Genomic DNA, 18,459 nt, shown 5'->3' on the forward strand with positions numbered 1-18,459 from the left:
TGAAGCACTCAGTTGCGCAGAAAGGCCCCGGCTGCGCCGCGACGCTTGGTCTTGGGAAAATTCTGTTTGGCTGAGTGCTTCAGGTTTTGGGTTGGCTGCTCTAGAATTGTTGCTACAGGTACGGGTCGTCTCTGGGCCTCTGTTCAGCCCAATATACCAGTGATTGTGAGGGGTTGGCCCCTTTCAGTATACAAAAGTACACGGCCAACATGCTGAAAAACATCACTTTTATCTGTTAAACCAGGGAGAAACCCCTATGTATGGGGGGAGCAGAGAACAAACCGGACCCTTCCCATGGCCCCGATCAAAGACTACCCCCAACGCTACGCCCTGACCGGAGAGCTGCACGCGCGGCCTTTTCCATCGTTCAAGGCACCCTCCAAAGTCGTGTTTCTTGCGATCAAGCAACCTGAAGGGGCCGCCGCCCGCGACCGGAGTAAGGACCGCGAACACTTGCTGGCGCTGCTCGATCACTACGGCGCGCCGCGCCCGGATGCGGAGGCCACGCATTACTACGGAGAGATGGGCAAATACTGGCTGAAGTGGGAACAGCATACCGAACTGGTCACCTACACCGTCTTCAGTCAGGCGCTGAGCGAGCGGCCCTTTGACCCCGACGCATTCGACGTCTTCCCGGACTATTGGCTGGATGCGGCCCCCGGCGGGCGGATCTCCTCTGCGTTGTTGCGGTTGATGCCCCGGCCTGAGACGGATGCGGAGATCGCCACGCATTTGCGCGACTGGTTTGTGCCCGAAAGCATCGCGGTGGGATCGGTGCTGGATGATGCGGCGGTGATCGCCACCGATTTCCGCATTGATCCCGCAGGCCACCTGCGCGTTGCGATCTTTGCCGACAAGGAAACCGGCGCGCGGCGCACGGGCCGCATCGTGCAGCGGCTGTGTGAGATAGAGATGTATAAATCCGCCTCCATGCTGGGCTTCGACATGGTGCGCCAGATTGGCCCCAAACTGAACGCGTTGGACGGCAAGCTGACCGATCTGATGGCGCAGATGCGCGGACCCTCTGCCTTGGCCGAAGACACGCTGCACGGTTTGCTCGACATCTCGGTAGAGCTGGAAACGCTGTCCGTGAAGACGGCCTTTCGGTTTGGGGCCACAGGGGCCTATCAGGCGATCGTGGGCGAACGCATCAGCGCCCTGCGCGAAGAGCGATTCATGGGCCGCCAGGGCTTTCACGAGTTCATGATGCGCCGCTATGAACCCGCGATGCGCACCGTCAAATCCACCGAGAACCGCCTGCAGAACATGTCCGCCCGCGCCATCCGCGCGTCAGAACTGCTCCGGACGCGGGTCGATGTGGAACGCTCTGCCCAGAACCAGAAGATCCTCGCCAGCATGGACAAGCGCGCAGACCTGCAACTGCGCCTCCAGCGCACGGTGGAGGGGCTGTCGGTGGTGGCGATCAGTTATTACGCGGTGTCGCTTGCGGGGTATCTGCTCTATCCGGTGGCAGAGATGGTGGGCGTCAGCAAGGGCGTCTTGCTGGCGGTGGTAACGCTGCCTGTGGTCGCAGCCGTCTGGATGATGGTGCGGCGGTTGCGCAAGCATCTGGATTGACCCGCGCGCGCACCGTCAAATGCTGCATCTGAAGCACATGTCGGATATGAGTTTATTGGCCAAATGAAGGGGCAGGTCCCGTCTTCATCTGGCCCTTGAACCCCGTACAGACGGCGCAGCCGGGGTCAGCGTCCCCTGATGCGTGGATCCAGCGCATCGCGCAGACCGTCACCCAGGTAGTTGACGCTCAGCACAGTCAGCGAGATCGCAATGCCCGGCAACAGCACCCGCTCAGGGAAGTCCTGCATCCGTTGCACCGCATCGGCCAGCAGCTTGCCCCAGGTGGGATAATCCGATGGGAAGCCAACCCCGAGGAAGCTGAGCGCCGATTCAGTGATGATCGCGGTCGCCAGACCCAGCGTCGCGGAGACCATGATCGGAGAGATCACATTGGGCAGCAGGTGCCGCCGGATGATCTTGCCCGGTGTGGTCCCGATGGAACGGGCGGCCAGAATGAACTCCCGTTCCTTCAAGGCCAGAATATCGCCGCGCACGATACGGGCGGTCTGCATCCATGAGGTCAGGCCGATCACGGCCACGATCAGGATGAACATCCCCCCCTCCGGTCCGAAGCGCGAATTCAAAGGCTGGCGGAACAGCGTCACCGCCAGCAGCACCAGCGGCAGGATCGGCAGCGACAGCACCAGATCGGTGAAACGCATCAGCCAGAAATCAAGCCGCTTGAAGTAGCCGGCAATCACGCCGATGGCGGTCCCGATCACCAGCGCCAGACCCATGGCAAGCCAGCCCACAGCCATGGATACACGCCCGCCTGCAATCATCTGGGCCAGAATATCGCGACCCAGCTGGTCTGTGCCAAAGGGATGCGCCCAGCCAGCCGTGACGCTGCTGTCCCACAGCAGCGTGTAGATGGGGCGCCAATTCTTGTTGCGGATGTCCAGCCCCTTGGGGTCCACATCCCACAGCCACGGGCCAAAGATAACGCCCAGCGTGATAAAGATCAGAAAGCCGCCGCCGAACACGGCCCCTTTGTGTTTGCGAAACTGGTCCCACACATCGCGCCACTGGCTGCGCGGGGGCTTTTGCGGCTCCTTGTCGGTGAGCGCGCTGAAGGTTTCGATCTCGGTTGCCTGATCAGTCATAGCGGATCCTCGGGTCAAGCAGGCCGTAAAGCACGTCTGCGATGAGGTTGAAGAGCACGATCAGGATCGCGAAGATGAACGTCAGTGTCATCACCATCGGCAGGTCGTTGGCAAAGAGCGCTGTCAGCAGCAACTGGCCAATGCCGTTCACCTTGAACACGTTTTCGGTGATGATCGCACCGCCGAAGACCGCAGGCATCCCCAGCGCAATGACCGTGACCACCGGGATCATCGAGTTGCGCAGCACATGGCCCATCACCACAACGCTTTCGCTGAGCCCCTTGGCGCGGGCTGTGCGCACATAGTCCTGGTTGAGGTTGTCCAGCATCGCGCCACGCATGTAGCGGCTGATCTGGGCGGTGGTTTGCAACGCCAGCACCATCACCGGCATGATCATTTGCTGAAGCTGGATTTTGAAGCTGGCCCAGTCATTGACCACATGTGTGGTGTCATAGATGGAGGGCAGCCAGCCCAGATAGACCGAGAAGATCACGATCAGCAGCGGACCGGTGAAGAACGGCGGGATCGAAAAGCCGATCATCGTGACAAAGGTACCGGCCTGATCAAAGATCGAATAATGGCGGTAGGCGGAATAGATCCCGATGGGAATGGCGATCACGATACCGACCACATAGCTCAGCCCGACAACCCACATGGTCTGTGGCATCCGCTGGGCGACGATGTCCATCACCGGCGACCGGGTCTGCCAGGAGATCACGCGCAATTCACCCTGATAAAGGGCCGTGTCGGGCAACCATCCCAACAGGAAGGACCGATTGGTCAGGTAGTCAATAAACACCTGCGGTTCGATCCAGAAGAACTGCACCAGCCATTTCCAGTACTGCACATAGACCGGCTGGCCGAGGCCAAGCGCCTCGCGCATCTTCTGTTTCACTTCGGGGGGAACGGTCAGGGGGACCTGTGCCATCGGGTCGCCGGGGGCGAGTTGCAACAGCATGAAAATGATAAGACTGATGAACAAAAGCGTCGGGATCGACAGCAACAATCGCCTTATTGTGAAGGTCAGCATCGGGGGCCATCACCTTTGGTCAGAAGTCTGGAAGGGTGAGGTGCGCGCAGGCCGCGCGCACCTGATGTGTCATGCTCTGCGGGGTGCGCAATAGCTGCGCACCCCTGAGGACGATCACTCGGCGCGGTGCCAGTCTGCGATGTTCCACAGCTCGGAATCCCAGACGTTCAGCTTCACACCACCCAGAGAGTTGGCGTGGGCCGAAACACGGGCACGGTTCACCAGCGGCACGATGGTCATCGATTCAGAGGTGAGCATTGCGTTCATCTTCTTGGCAAGCTCCGCCCGCTTGTCGATGTCGCCGGTCTGTGCCAGCTCGTCAATCAGCGCGTCATAGGCAGGATCGCAGAAGCGGTTGATGTTCTCACCCTGCCACTGGCTGTCGGGCTTGGGCTCACCACCGCACCGGTAGGCGGCCAGATACTGCTGCGGATCTGTGCCGGAGAAGGTGTTGGCGTACATTTCCACATCCGCATAGAACTTCTGGAAAGTGTCAGGCGAACCTGGGTCACCACCGAAGAACACGGAGGCATCGAGGTTACGCAGTTCGGTTTCGACACCGATCTGGCCCCACCAGTCCTTGATCAACGCCTGGAAGTCCTGACGCACAGCGTTTGTGGAGGTCTGGTACAGGATCGCCAGTTTCACGCCATCCTTGTCACGCACACCGTCGCCATCGCTGTCAGTCCAGCCCGCTTCGTCCAGCAGCGCTTTGGCACCGTCGATGTCCTGGGTCAGGCACTCTTCGTTGCCGGAGGCATAGATCGCAGGTGCAGGCACCAGATCACAGGTGGGCGAGCCCGCCTTGCCGTAGCCCACTTCGGTCAGCAGCGCGCGGTCGATGGCCATGGACAGGGCACGGCGCACACGTTCGTCGCTCAGGAACGGATGCGGCTCTGCCACTGTTGCGCGTGTCTCTGGCGGGAGATCGGGGGAGGGGTTCGTCAGGTTCATTTCCAGACGTTCCACCAGCGGACCAAAGCCTGCGATGGCCATGCCCTTGCCGCCTTCTTCCATCTTGGCAATCACGTCGGGTGCCAGCTGGAGGTTCCAGGCGTAGTCGAATTCACCGGTCTCAAGAACCGCACGGCCGGCTGCAACCGCGTCACCGCCCCCTTTGAAGGTCACGGAAGCAAAGGCAGGTTTGCCTTCTTCGCGGTAGTTTTCATTTGCGGCATAGCTGATCACGTCGTTTGGACGGAATTCCGTCACCGTGAAGGGGCCTGTGCCGATGGGGTTGAAGTTGGCCTCGGTGCACTCTGGCGCCTTGGCACCCAGACAATCAGCGAACTGTGCGGCCTGAATGATCGGGGACTGGCCGCCGACAAGCGGGCCGTATGGGTTGGGCTTGGGCGCATCGAAAGTGACCTTGATGGTCAGATCGTCCACGGCCTCAACGCTGGATACACCGTCAAAGAAGGATGCAGATGCACAGCCGCCTTCGGGGTGCATGCAGTACTCGGCAGTGAATGCGACATCAGCGGAAGTCACGGGAGACCCGTCAGACCACACCAGCCCTTGCTTGAGCTTCCATGTGATCGAGGTCAGATCGGCAGATACGCCGCCATTGGCGACCGTTGGCACGTCCTCGGCCAGCCACGCAACCAGCGCGCCGGTCTCGTTGTAGCGCGCAAGCGGCTCCAGCACGAGCGAGGCAGATTCGATATCTTTGGTACCACCGGACAGATAGGGGTTCAGGATGGAAGGGGCTTGCCAGTAGATGATCTTGACTTCACCATCTCGGCCGCGTTCCTCGGCCATGGCCATGGGGGCAAATGCCGTCGCGGCAACAGCACCCATCAAAAGGGTTCTCAGCTTCATAATACTCTCCTTGTTGGACACCAGAAGTGTCGCTTGTTCTTTGGCAGGCGGTTTGTCCCGCCATTTGTGGTTCCGCAACAGGATCAAGAACGCAGGCTACTGCCTTGTTTTGTAACCAAGGCCTGTTGCTGCGCTCACAGATAACTGCGAAACCGCATGCCCTTATCGAAACAGGTTTAGCCACAAATGCAAGCATTGAGTTCAGGTGAGCGCCATGAAATCGCACCTTGATGATCCACATTGTTTGACACCCCCGGCGGAATGCCCGTAGCGTCTGTTAACGATATATCCACAGGACCGGGGATCTCATGCTTGATCAAACTGCCAAGGCGCCCATCGCTCAGATCCAGGGTCTGAGGGTTGAGTTTCAAACGAAGGATGGTCCGGTTGTCGGTGTGGAGGATGTCAGTTTCGACATCCATCCCGGAGAGACGGTCTGCGTGGTGGGCGAATCCGGGTCCGGCAAATCGGTATCCTCGCTGTCGCTGATGCGTCTGGTGGAATACGGCGGCGGTGAGATCGCCAGCGGCAAGCTGCTGTTTGATCGCGTCCAGGGCGGCAACGTCAACCTGGCCGAGATGGAACCCGGCCAGATGCGCGACATCCGCGGCAATGAGATCGGGATGATCTTTCAGGAACCCATGACCGCCTTGAACCCGGTGTTCACGGTCGGCCGCCAGATGACCGAAGGGTTGCGGCTGCACAAGGGTCTCAGCAAGTCGCAGGCCGATGAACGCGCTTTGGCGCTGTTGCAGCAGGTCCGCATCCCGGAACCCGCGCGGCGCATGAAGCAATACCCGCATGAACTGTCCGGCGGCATGCGCCAGCGGGTGGTGATCGCGATGGCGCTGGCGTGTGAGCCGCGCTTGCTGATCGCGGATGAACCCACAACGGCTCTTGATGTGACGATCCAGGCGGAAATCCTCGCCCTGATGGACCGCCTCAAGCGTGAAACCGGCACGGCGGTGATGTTCATCACCCACGACATGGCCGTCGTGGCGCAAATGGCCGACCGCGTGGTGGTCATGTTCCGCGGCAACAAGGTCGAAGAAGGCCCGGTTGAGCAGATTTTCGAGAACCCGCAACACCCCTATACCAAAGCCCTGCTGGCGGCTGTGCCCAAGCTGGGCGAAATGACCGGCAAGGCATACCCTGAACCGATGAAGCTGCTGGGCAGCGAAGACAAGGACATCGTGCCGATCAAAGGCACCGATGAAACCCTGTTGACGGTCAAGAATCTGACCACGCGCTTTCCGGTCACCGGCGGGCTGATGCGCCGTCTGGTCGCCAATGTCCACGCGGTGGAGGATCTGAGCTTTGAGATCAACAAGGGCCAGACGCTGAGCCTTGTGGGCGAATCCGGCTGCGGCAAGTCCACGGCCGGGCGCTCCATCCTGCGGCTGGTGGAGCCGATGTCAGGTGAAGTGAACCTTGCAGGCACCGATATCATGGCCCTGAACCAGAAAGACCTGCGCACCGCGCGGCTGGACATGCAGATGATCTTTCAGGACCCGTTTGCCTCTCTCAACCCGCAGATGCAGCTGGCCGATCAGGTGGCCGAACCCATCCACAACTACGCGACCCTGACCGGGGATGCGGTGCAGGAACGGGTGGAGATGCTCTTTGACCGGGTCGAACTGCCGCGCAGCTTCATGCGCCGTTTCCCGCACGAACTGTCAGGCGGCCAACGCCAGCGCGTGGCGATTGCCCGTGCTCTGGCGCTGAACCCCAAGCTGATCATCGCGGATGAAGCGGTCTCCGCGCTGGATGTGTCGGTGCAGGCGCAGGTGCTCAACCTGATGTTGGAGCTTCAGGCGGAGATGGAGCTGAGCTTTCTCTTTATCTCCCACGACATGGCGGTGGTTGAACGTGTCAGCCACGATGTCGGCGTGATGTATCTGGGCCGGATCGTCGAACTTGGCCCCCGCTCGGCGGTCTTCGAGAACCCGCAGCACCCCTATACGCAGGCCCTGATGAAAGCGGTCCCCATCGCCGATCCGCGCAAGCGCAAGGACGAAAAAGACCTGAATTTCAAGCCGATCCCGTCGCCCATCCATCCCGCCAGCTATCAGCCCGAGCCGTCCGTCTACCGCGAAGTCGGACCGGGGCATAAGGTGCTGGTGACCGATAGCGGGTATTGAGCAGTGCCGTGCGACTGACACAGATCACGCCTTTTGTGCCCTGTACGTCGCTGGACCGACAAATCGGATTTTACCGCGATGTCCTTGGCTTCACGCTTGGGTTTCAGGCTGAAAACTACGCATTTCTGCGCCGGGATGCCGTCGCACTGCGGTTGGTTGAGGTTTCCGCTGATGTGGATCTTGGCCTTCCCGACCGGGAAGGGTCGTTCTACATTGATACCCAAGGCCTTGACGCGCTCTATCTTGCGTTGAAGCCTGCGCTGGATCGGCTGCCGCCCGCCCGCGTGCGCCCGCCATTTGATCAACCATATGGCCAGCGCGAGTTTCACGTGGCAGACGAAGACTGCACTTTGGTATTTTTTGGTGAGGCAATCGCGCGATGACCCAACGACTAACCCCGCTTGAGCTGATGACCAAACTCATCAGCTTTCCCACCGTCAGCCGCGACACCAACATCCCGCTGATCGACTGGGTGGCGGAATACCTGTCCAGCCATGGCATCGAAAGCCACCGCTACATCGATCCCGACCAGCCCAAACATGCGCTCTTTGCCCATGTGGGCCCTTGGGAAGAAGGCGCGGTTGTCCTGTCGGGCCACACCGATGTTGTGCCCATCGACGGTCAGCCCTGGGACACCGACCCGTTCACTGTTGTCGAAAAGGACGGCAAATACTTCGGCCGCGGCACCTGCGACATGAAAGGGTTTGACGCACTGGCCCTCTGGGCATTGGTTGAGGCAAAATACGCGGACATCAAACGCCCCCTTCAGATCGCGTTCAGCTTTGATGAGGAAGTCGGCTGCACCGGCGCCCCTCCGATGATTGAGGCGATGCAGCCTGTGCTGCCCAAAGGCGACATCGTGCTGGTCGGAGAGCCGTCTTCGATGCAGGCCGTCACGGGGCACAAGGGTGGGAATGGCTTTGTCACCGAAGTGGTGGGCCATGAGGTGCATTCCTCGATCATGCACACCGGGGTCAATGCGATCATGGCAGGGGCCAAGCTGATCGAATGGGCCAACGACATGAACACGGAAAACATGGCCCGCAAACCCGATGAGATTGCCGCCCTGTTCGACCCGCCTTTCACGACCGTCCATGTCGGGATGATCGAAGGTGGCACAGCACAGAACATCACCGCAAAGCGCTGCACCTTCGATATGGGGTTCCGCGTGGTGCCGGGCGAAGACATGGTCAAATGGGGGGCGGCATACCTCAAGAAAGCCGCAGAAGTCGAACGCCAGATGCAGGCCGTGGTGCCAGAGACCTATATCAAGATCACCCCGCGTTTTGACGTCCCCGCCCTGCGCCCCGAAGAGGGCGGCCCGGCAGAGACGCTGGTCCGCCAAATCACCGGCGACAACGCCACCCATCAGGTCAGCTATGGCACCGAAGCGGGGCAGTTTCAGGATGCCGGATATTCCGCCGTCATCTGTGGCCCCGGCAGCATCGATCAGGCCCATCAGCCCAACGAATACATTGAGGTCAGCCAATTCAACGCAGGTCATGATTTCATGAAGTCGCTTCTGGCGCGCCTCGCGGCCTGAGGGCGCCATGGCCCGCTTTCCGATCACGGCGGACACCGCTGTCAGCTATCCCGGCCCGCCGCCTGCGCGCGCGGATGTGGTTGTCATCGGGGGCGGGGTGATTGGCGTCTGTACGGCCCTGACCCTTGCCGAAGCAGGGCAGCGCGTGACCCTGCTGGAAAAGGGCCGCATCGCCGGAGAGCAGTCTTCCCGCAACTGGGGCTGGATCCGCGTGCAGGGCCGCGACCCGGCTGAGATTCCCATCATGCAGGACGCCCGGCGCGCCTGGATTGACCTGGCACGGCGCACCAATGCGGATTTTGGTCTGCATCAGGGCGGCACCGTCTACATGGCGCGGTCAAAGGCGCAGCTGGCCGCCTACCAGAACTGGCTGGACATCGCGCGTGCCCACGATCTGGACAGCGAAATGCTCAGCGCGGCAGAGACAAGAACGCTTTACCCCGGCTTTCAGACCAGCGCTATTGGCGCGTTGCGCACCCCCTCTGACATGCGGGCAGAGCCGCATCTGGCAATGCCCGCGCTGGCCGCCATCGCCGCGCGCGCAGGCGTGACCATCGTGGAAAACTGCGCGGTGCGCAGGCTCGACATTGCAGCGGGGCGTGTGGCGGGCGTGGTGCATGAAGCGGGGATGATCAAGGCCGACAGCGTGGTGCTGGCGGGCGGCGCATGGTCGGCGCTGTTTCTGGCCAACCATGGCGTGCGCCTGCCACAGCTTTCGGTGCGCGATACGGTGCTGGCGACCCAACCGCTGCCCGAAGTGACCCTGGGCACCGCCAGCGATGGCCGGGTGGCGTTTCGAAGGCGTGCCGATGGCGGCTATACGCTGGCCCCGCCCGGCATGTCCGAACTCTACATCGGCCCGGATGCGGTGCGCGCGCTGCCCAAATATTTGCCGCAATTGCGCGCGGCCCCCTGGGCGCAAAGCTACAAACCACTCGCCCCGCATGGATACCCCGACGGCTGGACCACCCCGCGCCGCTGGTCCGGTGACAGCGTCACGCCGTTTGAGCGGATGCGCGTCCTCAACCCCAATCCCAGCGCCCGCCGGGTCAAGCGCATGTTGCAGGCCTTTGCCGCGGCATTTCCGCAGCTGCCTAAACCGCAGGCCCGCCAGACATGGGCGGGCATGATCGACACCATGCCGGATATCGTGCCCGTCGTGGATCACTGCGCGGCCCTGCCGGGGCTGGTGATCGGCACAGGCATGTCCGGGCACGGCTTTGGCATCGGGCCGGGAATGGGGCAGGTGCTGGCGGCTCTGGTCATGAGCGTGCCGGTAGGGCATGATCTTGCCAGATTTCGTGCGGACCGTTTTGATGATGGCAGTCCGATCATCCTGCCCCCCCTATGACGGGTCTGACCCGGAAAGATACCTGATGCCAATCAAGAACCGCTTTGCCGAAACCCATGCCGAAATCGCCGGGTGGCGGCAGCACATCCACCAGAACCCCGAACTGGGGTTTGAGGAACATGCAACAGCCGCCTATGTGGTCGACCGCCTGCGTGACTTCGGCATCACTGACATCACCACGGGCATCGGCCAGACCGGTGTGGTGGCGGTGATCGAAGGCAAGGCCAACACCTCTGGCCGAACCATCGGGCTGCGCGCCGACATGGACGCGCTGCCGATTATGGAAGCCACCGGGCTGCCCTATGCCTCCCAAATCCCCGGCAAAATGCACGCCTGCGGCCATGACGGCCACACCGCGATGCTGCTGGGGGCCGCGCAATATCTGGCGGAGACGCGGAATTTCGACGGACGCTGCGTGCTGATCTTCCAACCCGCCGAAGAAGGCGGCGGCGGGGGCAACGAAATGGTCAAGGAAGGCCTGATGGAGCGGTGGTCCATTGATGAGGTCTATGGCATGCACAACATGCCCGGCTATGACGTGGGCAAATTCGCCATCCGTCCGGGCGCGCTGCTGGCGGCTGCGGATCAGTTCGACATCACCATTGAAGGGCAGGGCGGCCATGCCGCGGCCCCGCATGAAGCGGTCGATACCAATCTGGCTGCCGCCCATGTCGTCGTTGCCCTGCAATCCATCGTCAGCCGCAGCGTCGATCCGGTGAAACAGGTCGTTGTCTCCGTCTGCACTCTGCGCAGCGACACGGTCAGCCATAACATCCTGCCGCAAACCGTCCAGTTGATCGGCACGACCCGCACGCTCGACGAAGATGTGCGGGACCTGACGGAGACGCGCCTGCGCGAGATTGTGAGCCTCACCGCGCAAGCCCATGGCTGCACCGCTGACATCACCTATGACCGGGGCTACCCGGTCACCGTCAACCACGACCGGGAAACCGAGTATGCAGCTGATATCGCGGAAAAAGTCACCCCTGACGTCTGGCGCGACACGCCGCCGATCATGGCGGGCGAAGACTTTTCCTACATGCTCAACACCCGTCCCGGCGCCTATATGATGCTGGGCAATGGCCATGGGCCGACGGTCCACCACCCGATGTATGACTTCAACGATGATGCGATCCCCGCAGGCTGTAGCTGGTTCGCAGAGATGGTTGAGACACGCCTGCCAACAGGATAGACCCCGCGCAACCGCGCGCCGCGCCCCCCTCTTGCCAATTTCTGGAGCCCCCATGCCCGTCAAGAACCGCTTTGCCGAAACCCACGCCGACATCACCGCATGGCGACGTGACCTGCACGAAAACCCCGAGATCCTGTTTGAAACCCACCGCACCTCTGCCACCGTGGCCGAAAAACTGCGCGCCTTTGGCTGTGACGAAGTGGTCGAGGGCATCGGGCGCACGGGCGTTGTGGGCGTGATCAAGGGCCGCAAGACCGACAGCGGCAAGGTGATCGGGCTGCGCGCCGATATGGACGCGCTGCCGATATTGGAGGCGACAGGGCTGCCCTACGCCTCAAAAACCCCCGGTGCCATGCACGCCTGCGGCCACGACGGTCATACCGCGATGCTGCTGGGGGCGGCTCAATACCTCTGTGAGACGCGCAATTTCGACGGCACCACTGTGGTGATCTTCCAGCCCGCCGAAGAAGGCGGCGGTGGGGGGCGTGAGATGTGCAACGACGGCATGATGGACCGCTGGAACATCCAGGAAGTCTACGGCATGCACAACTGGCCCGGCATCCCCTTGGGTGAATTCGCCATCCGGCCGGGGCCGTTCTTTGCCGCGACGGACCTGCTGGAAATCTCTGTCGAAGGCCTCGGCGGTCATGCCGCCAAACCGAATGAAACGATCGACACCACCGTTGTCTGCGCCCATATCATCACCGCGCTGCAAACCATCGCCAGCCGCAATGCCGATCCCATTGGGCAATTGGTCGTCTCCATCACCTCGTTTGAGACCGAATCCAAAGCCTTCAACGTGATCCCGCAGAAGGTCCACATGCGCGGCACCGTGCGCACCCTGTCCAACGCCCTGCGCGATCTGGCCGAAAAGCGCGTGGTGGAGATTTGCGAAGGCATCGCCGCCACCTTCGGTGCGAAGGCCACTGTGGACTACATCCGCAACTATCCTGTGATGATCAACCACCCCGAACAGACCGAATTTGCAGCCCACGTGGCGCGCGACGTCTCCGGCGGTTGTGCCGAAGCGGAGATGACGATGGGCGGTGAGGATTTCGCCTTCATGCTGGAAGAACGCCCCGGCGCGTACATCCTGCTGGGCAACGGCGATTCAGCCGCCGTGCATCATCCGCTTTACAACTTCAACGATGATGCGATCCCGATGGGGTGCAGTTGGTGGGCGGGCCTCGCCGAACAGCGGATGCCGATCACGCATTAAGGGGCTCTCATCTGAACGCAAAACACCGTAGGGTGCGCATTCACTGCGCACCATCCACCACACCATCGCGCGCACCATTGGCGGGGTCACGGTGCGCATGAATGCGCACCCTACGGGGCGTCCCACAACGCCTGATACACCGCATCAATGCCATCTGCCTCCCGTGCCGCGCTGAAGTGGGCCAGTGCCCCTTCGCGCGCTTTTGGGGCAATCGCGTCCGTCTGATCCAGCAGCCCAAGGGCCGCCTCCGCCGCCCCCGCCGCATCCTCCAACGCCACCACACGCCCCACCGTGCCCTGCGCCGAGAATGCCTCGAAATACCCCGTCCGGCTGCCCACAAACGGCACGCCCGAGGCCAACCCCTCCAAAGGCACCATGCCGTAGCCTTCGTAGCGCGGCAATTGCACCACCAGCGACAGCGCGCGCATCAGTGCGGGCAGTTGATCCGCAGGCATCTCCCCCACAAACAACAGCCGGTCGGCCAAACCTGCGGCGGCGACCTTGGCTTTCAACCCATCCTCAAACGCCTGATGCTTGCCGCCTGACCGCCCCACCACCAGCGCCACGACGTCCCGAACCTGCGGCAACAGCCGCAGCATCGCATCAACAAAGACATCCGTGCCTTTTTCAGGCCGGACCCGCCCGATGGTCGCAATCCCGCGCGCGCCGCCATGGCCCAAAGCCGCCCAAGCCGCTGCGCGGTCGGGGGCGGGGCAAAACAGATCCGTATCGACCCCATGGGGCACCACGGCGCGCACATGCGGGACGTAACCAGCAGCCTCATCGGTGGTCGCAATCACCGCATCCATCTTGGAGATCAGCCAACGTGGATAGGCCGAATGCAACCGCTGCGCGGCAGAGGTAAAGACGATCTTAACAGGCGCACGGCGCACATCGCGCAGCCAGAGCGCACTGCGCATTTCGGGATTGCGCCGCACGTGCCAGATGGCGAAGGGCCTGCCCTCCGGCGCAGCATGACGCGACGCCTGATGCGCCTGCGCCTTTGACATGGGAGCAGGGCAACCGGGCAGCGGCTGCCCGACCAACGCCAGATCATATCGGCTCACCTGCTGACGGATCACATTCGCTGCCGTTGCCGAAACGCCAGTGAAATTGGGGTTGTAGTTGGTGACAAAAAGCTCAGCCATCGGCCAGCCTCAGCGCCTTGATCAGCCGGTGCGCGATACTGTCGAGCTGATCGGTGCGGGCATCGGCAAAGGCGCGTGCCGCGGCGCGGTGGGTCTGGCGGGCGTCTGCGTCCTGCAAGAGCCGCCCCATCTGCGCGACGATGGCATCCGCGTCGCCAGCCTCCAGCGCCGCCCCTGTCTGGTGCAACTCCGCATAGGTTTCGGCAAAGTTGGCGACATGCGGCCCTGCAATCGTGATCCCGCCCGCCTGCGCCACTTCAAACGGATTATGCCCGCCGATGGGCAACAAAGACCCACCCAGAAACACCAGATCGCTCAAGCCGTACCACGTGCCCAGCTCCCCCAGCGTATCGGCCAGATAAACCTGCGCGCCGGGCGGGTCGCCTGCACTGCGCCGGGTCATGTCCAATCCCGCAGCGCTGATCAATCCGGCCACATCATCGCCACGTTCGGGATGGCGCGGGGCAAGGATCAGACACAGGTCTGGCCAGGTCTCCAGCAGCGCCTTGTGCGCGGCCAGCACCACCTCCTCCTCCCCTTTATGGGTGGAGGACGCGACCCACAGGGGCCGATGCCCAAGTGCCGCGCGGGCCTCATAAAGCGCATCTTCATCCACCGGCAGCGGCCCGGCCATGGATTTGAGGTTCACCCCCCGCGCCACCCGTGCCGCAGGCGCGCCAATCGCCACCATACTCTCCGCCATCGCGTCATTCTGCGTGAGGATCAGGTCAAAAACCTCCAACAGATAGCGCGCCAGCGCAGGCTGCTTTTCCCACTGCCCCAGCGATTTTTCCGACAGCCGGGCGTTGACCATCGCCATCGCCGCCCCACTGTCATGGGTCCGCCGCAGCATCTGCGGCCACAGCTCACTTTCCACGAAAATCGCCGCGTCGGGCTTCCAGTGTCTTAGAAACCGTTTCAACGGCCCGCCCGCATCGAGGGGCGCAAACTGGTGCACGCAGCGCGGCGGCAACCGCGTGCCCACCAGCGCCGCAGAGGTCGCGGTGCCGGAGGTCATCAAGAACTGGGCATTTGGCAGGATCACCCCCATCCGCGTGATCAGCGCCAGCACCGACAGGCTTTCCCCGACAGAGGCGCTGTGAAACCAGATCAGCGGGGCACCTTTGGGCCTGCGCAGACTTGCATTGCCCAGTTTCTCATGGGCGCGGTCCACAGACAGCCCGGCCTTGCGCAGCTTGCCCACCTCCCGGCGGGCAATGAACGGCAAGAGCAGCGCAGAAACCGCGACCCAAGCACGATAGAGCAAGGGCACGCCTTAGCCGCCTGTATGGCTCATATGGCGGGGCATCTGGCCGTCAAGACGCTGGCGGGAATAGTCGAAATCATGGCCCTTGGGCTTGCGGTCAATCGCGGCGCGGATGGCGTCCTGCAAGGGGCCATCATCGTCGGGATGCGCGCGCAGGGGGGCGCGCAGATCGGCCACGTCTTCCTGACCCAGACACATGTAAATCTCTCCGGTGCAGGTGATCCGCACGCGGTTGCAGCTTTCGCAGAAATTATGGCTCAGCGGCGTGATGAAGCCGATCTTCTGCCCGGTTTCCTCCAGCCGGACATAGCGCGCGGGCCCGCCCGTCTGCTCCGCCAGATCGGTGACGGTGTAATGCTCTGCATAGGTGGCGCGGACGTCCTTGAGGGACCAATATTGCTCCAGCCGGTCCTCATTGCCCAGATCGCCCATCGGCATGACTTCGATCCAGGTCAGATCCATGTCCCTTTCCGCACACCACCTGGTTATGGCGGGCAGTTCTGCCTCATTGAAACCCTTCAGGGCCACCGCGTTGATCTTGACCCGCAGCCCGGCCTTTTGTGCCGCATCCACGCCGCGCAGCACCTGTGCCAGACGGCCCCAACGGGTGATGTCCGCAAATTTCTGTTCGTCCAGCGTATCGAGGGAGATATTCACCCGCCGCACGCCCGCTGCATAAAGCTGATCGGCAAACCGCTCCAGCTGGCTGCCATTGGTGGTCAGCGTCAACTCCTTGAGCGTGCCTGCCTCAAGATGCCGGGACATGCCGTTGAAGAACGTCATGATGTCACGCCGGACCAAAGGCTCCCCGCCGGTGATGCGCAGCTTTTGCACGCCCAGATCGACGAAGGTGGAACACATGCGGTCCAGCTCTTCCAGCGTCAGCAGTTCCTTCTTGGGCAGGAACGTCATGTTCTCCGACATGCAATAGACGCAGCGGAAATCGCAGCGGTCCGTGACCGAGACGCGCAGGTAGGTGATGGCGCGGGCGAAAGGATCAATCAATGGAGCATTCATGGGCCTATAGGTAAGCTGCCGTTTGCCCCCAAGCAAGTCGCATTTCGGCAATTGCCGCTTTGATCCGGCGGGAGTAGTCTTGGGTCATGATACGCATTCTTTGTCTACTGACCGTCAGTGCCGCCCTTTCTGCCTGTGCAACCGTAACGGACCTGTCCGAACGCATCGGGTTGAGCCGGGCACCCGCGGAAACGGGCGCCCCCGCCGACCCCTTTGTGCAGACCGCCCCCCCTGTCGGGGAAAGCCCCCTGCCACCTGCCACCACCGCCGTAGCCCCACCAGCAAATGCCGCAACGGTGGAAGCGTTTGACACGACAACGCCCGAACAACGCGCGGCCGCAACGGCACCCGCAACCGGGGGCGGGCAGGTCCTTGGCCGCACGGTTGTGTCTTTGGGCGCGGCATCCGAACCGGGACTGTGGCTGAAAACCCCGCTGGTCACGGCAGAGGCACAGGGCCGCGTGACGAACCCCGCAACGGGCCAGTCGTCGCTTGTGACGCTCCTCCCCCTTGAGGGGCCACCGACAGGGGGCAGCCGGATGTCGCTTGCGGCTTTGCGGTTGATCGGGGCGTCGTTGACGGATTTGACGGAAGTTGACGTGGCTTTGGAGAGTTAAGGGGGCTTCAGGCTCACCATCCCAGAGGGGCTGGAGCCACCGTCACTTGATCCCTGCCATGACAGAAGGCTGTCAGCTTCCCAAGAGGAATAGCCGTATCCCGCAAGCGGGTCCCTCGGCGATTCCTCTTGGCAATCCGCCATCCTTCCGTCCTGTCTGTGCTCAAGCGAAGGCGGCTCCAGCCCAGAGGGAAGGTCAGGTGGTCTTCTTCAGGTGGCGCAGGGCTTCTTTGACGGCGAAGGGTTTCATCTTGTCGCCATGGGTCTCGATGAAAGCGCGCGTGCGGTCGGCATCGTGTTTGGAGAGTTCCCGCAGCCACCAGCCGATGGCTTTCTGGATGAACCATGTGTGATCGGGGGTCAGCGTTGCGGCCCAGCCCAGGATCCGGTCGCGGGCGGCCAATTCTGCGGGCTTGGGGTGGTTCTGTTTGGTCCAGGGCAGGGTGGACACAAGGGCCGCGCGGCGGGTCCACATGTGATCGGAGCTGATCCAGCCTTCGACTTCATCCAGCCGCGTGGGATCCGCGACGAGGCGCTTTTGCCCCGCCATGCAGGCGTGATCGGCAATCGCCCAGCTGTCAAAATCCGGGCACCATGAGGCGATCAGCCGCCATGCAGCTGTGTCATCCGGCCGAATGCGCGCCTGAGTAAGGAGTTTGGCGGCAGCAAGTCGGGCTTCATAAATGTCGGTTTGCCACAGCCCATCCGCAATCGCCACGCGCATCGCGGCATCGGTCTCAGCCCGCCAGGCTTTGGTCAAGTCGTTGATCTGCGGATTGGACAGGCCCAGGTAGCGGCGTTTGACTTTGTGATAGCCCTGCATCCCTTCGGCCCGGGCGGGGTCAGCCAAGGCTTCCAGCTGCGCAAGGTACAGCTCAATCATCTGCGGCATTCAGGATATGTGTGGGCAGCCCGTCGATGCTGTGCTGGTTGCGCTCATCCCAATAGGTGGCAATGCCGTCGGGCCCTTTGCCTCTGGTCCACTCCTCCAGCACCGCGCGCGGGCCTGCATGCTCAAAAAAGGGCACCGCAAAGCCGCAGCTGGTCTGCACCATCTCAACGCGCATGTCATAGATCTGGCGCGCGCCTTCAGTGGGCGGAAAATCGGCATTCAGCCCGTCGAAATCCGCATCACGGGGATGCAGCGTCTGCGCGCTGCCATAGGCGCGCATGATCATCGGGCGTTTCTCAAACCCGCACCACATCAGCGTCATGCGGTTTTTCAGCGCCAGATGCGCCGCCGTTTCATTGCCTGAACCGGTCCAGTTGCGCCAGATGATGCGATTGGGTCCGAGAATACGCAGCGAATCCATGCCTTTGGGTGAGATGTTCACCTTGCCTTGGTCCGCGGCAGTACCGACAAAGAAGATATGCTGCGCGGTGATGAAACCGATGTGATCGTCGCTGAGGCTGTCGAACTGCTTGGCCATCGG

The 18,459-nt window shown here is 62.1% G+C and carries 16 protein-coding genes; 8 read left to right on the forward strand and 8 right to left on the reverse strand.

Going from position 1 to position 18,459, the window contains the following annotated elements; genetic code table 11:
- Window positions 1-294 precede the first annotated feature (294 nt).
- A complete protein-coding gene (locus Q1A91_RS06485; protein ID WP_299874601.1) occupies window positions 295-1,578 on the forward strand; it encodes a DUF3422 family protein in 1,284 nt (427 codons plus the stop codon).
- Between the two features lie 125 nt (window positions 1,579-1,703).
- Here the strand turns inward: Q1A91_RS06485 and Q1A91_RS06490 are convergent, their stop codons facing one another.
- The 3 genes from Q1A91_RS06490 to Q1A91_RS06500 all read right to left on the reverse strand — a co-directional run bounded on the left by Q1A91_RS06490 (window position 1,704) and on the right by Q1A91_RS06500 (window position 5,532).
- Window positions 1,704-2,681, reverse strand: a complete 978-nt coding sequence (locus Q1A91_RS06490; protein ID WP_299874604.1) for an ABC transporter permease — start codon at window positions 2,679-2,681, stop codon at window positions 1,704-1,706.
- Window positions 2,674-3,711: an ABC transporter permease gene (locus Q1A91_RS06495; RefSeq protein WP_299874606.1), complete on the reverse strand. Its 1,038-nt coding sequence runs from the start codon at window positions 3,709-3,711 to the stop codon at window positions 2,674-2,676. Before Q1A91_RS06495 ends, Q1A91_RS06490 begins: the two co-directional genes overlap by 8 nt.
- Window positions 3,712-3,825: 114 nt before the next feature.
- Window positions 3,826-5,532, reverse strand: coding sequence for a peptide ABC transporter substrate-binding protein (locus Q1A91_RS06500; protein ID WP_299874609.1), 1,707 nt, complete (start codon window positions 5,530-5,532; stop codon window positions 3,826-3,828).
- A gap of 308 nt (window positions 5,533-5,840) precedes the next feature.
- On the opposite strand from Q1A91_RS06500, the gene Q1A91_RS06505 reads away from it, so the two are divergent.
- Genes Q1A91_RS06505 through Q1A91_RS06530 form a run of 6 tightly spaced genes read left to right on the forward strand, consistent with a single transcriptional unit; the run spans window position 5,841 to window position 12,978 of the window.
- Complete coding sequence (locus Q1A91_RS06505) at window positions 5,841-7,673, forward strand: ABC transporter ATP-binding protein (protein ID WP_299874611.1); 1,833 nt, start codon at window positions 5,841-5,843, stop codon at window positions 7,671-7,673.
- An 8-nt stretch (window positions 7,674-7,681) separates the two neighbouring features.
- Window positions 7,682-8,056 (forward strand): VOC family protein, encoded by a 375-nt coding sequence (locus Q1A91_RS06510; protein WP_299874614.1) that lies wholly within the window; start codon window positions 7,682-7,684, stop codon window positions 8,054-8,056.
- Entirely contained in the window at window positions 8,053-9,216 is a 1,164-nt protein-coding gene (gene argE, locus Q1A91_RS06515) for an acetylornithine deacetylase (RefSeq protein ID WP_299874616.1), read from the forward strand. The genes Q1A91_RS06510 and argE overlap by 4 nt, the downstream gene beginning before the upstream one ends.
- Before the next feature lie 7 nt (window positions 9,217-9,223).
- The gene (locus Q1A91_RS06520) at window positions 9,224-10,567 is read left to right on the forward strand and encodes an FAD-binding oxidoreductase (RefSeq protein WP_299874619.1); all 1,344 of its coding nucleotides are present in this window, start codon (window positions 9,224-9,226) and stop codon (window positions 10,565-10,567) included.
- Window positions 10,568-10,592: 25 nt separating this feature from the next.
- Entirely contained in the window at window positions 10,593-11,759 is a 1,167-nt protein-coding gene (locus Q1A91_RS06525; protein WP_299874622.1) for a M20 aminoacylase family protein, read from the forward strand.
- Between the two features lie 52 nt (window positions 11,760-11,811).
- Window positions 11,812-12,978 carry a M20 aminoacylase family protein gene (locus Q1A91_RS06530; RefSeq protein WP_299874625.1) on the forward strand — a complete coding sequence of 389 codons (1,167 nt, stop codon included), beginning with the start codon at window positions 11,812-11,814 and terminating at the stop codon, window positions 12,976-12,978.
- A gap of 110 nt (window positions 12,979-13,088) precedes the next feature.
- On the opposite strand, the gene Q1A91_RS06535 is transcribed toward Q1A91_RS06530, so the two are convergent.
- The 3 genes from Q1A91_RS06535 to moaA are packed head-to-tail and all read right to left on the reverse strand — an operon-like array spanning window position 13,089 to window position 16,410.
- Entirely contained in the window at window positions 13,089-14,126 is a 1,038-nt protein-coding gene (locus tag Q1A91_RS06535) for a glycosyltransferase family 4 protein (protein ID WP_299874628.1), read from the reverse strand.
- On the reverse strand, window positions 14,119-15,399 hold the full coding sequence (locus tag Q1A91_RS06540) for a 3-deoxy-D-manno-octulosonic acid transferase (protein WP_299874631.1): 1,281 nt from the start codon (window positions 15,397-15,399) through the stop codon (window positions 14,119-14,121). Before Q1A91_RS06540 ends, Q1A91_RS06535 begins: the two co-directional genes overlap by 8 nt.
- A gap of 3 nt (window positions 15,400-15,402) precedes the next feature.
- On the reverse strand, window positions 15,403-16,410 hold the full coding sequence (gene moaA, locus Q1A91_RS06545; RefSeq protein ID WP_299874633.1) for a GTP 3',8-cyclase MoaA: 1,008 nt from the start codon (window positions 16,408-16,410) through the stop codon (window positions 15,403-15,405).
- A gap of 86 nt (window positions 16,411-16,496) precedes the next feature.
- Here moaA and Q1A91_RS06550 point away from each other — a divergent pair, with 86 nt between their 5' ends.
- The gene (locus Q1A91_RS06550) at window positions 16,497-17,027 is read left to right on the forward strand and encodes a hypothetical protein (RefSeq protein WP_299874636.1); all 531 of its coding nucleotides are present in this window, start codon (window positions 16,497-16,499) and stop codon (window positions 17,025-17,027) included.
- 195 nt (window positions 17,028-17,222) lie between these two features.
- On the opposite strand, the gene Q1A91_RS06555 is transcribed toward Q1A91_RS06550, so the two are convergent.
- Together Q1A91_RS06555 and Q1A91_RS06560 are read right to left on the reverse strand one after the other, a co-directional pair.
- Window positions 17,223-17,918 (reverse strand): DNA alkylation repair protein, encoded by a 696-nt coding sequence (locus Q1A91_RS06555; RefSeq protein WP_299874639.1) that lies wholly within the window; start codon window positions 17,916-17,918, stop codon window positions 17,223-17,225.
- On the reverse strand, window positions 17,902-18,456 hold the full coding sequence (locus Q1A91_RS06560; RefSeq protein ID WP_299874642.1) for a pyridoxamine 5'-phosphate oxidase family protein: 555 nt from the start codon (window positions 18,454-18,456) through the stop codon (window positions 17,902-17,904). The genes Q1A91_RS06555 and Q1A91_RS06560 overlap by 17 nt, the downstream gene beginning before the upstream one ends.
- Between the last annotated feature and the right edge of the window lie 3 nt (window positions 18,457-18,459).

This window comes from uncultured Sulfitobacter sp., from assembly GCF_947500075.1.
Lineage (GTDB): Bacteria > Pseudomonadota > Alphaproteobacteria > Rhodobacterales > Rhodobacteraceae > Sulfitobacter.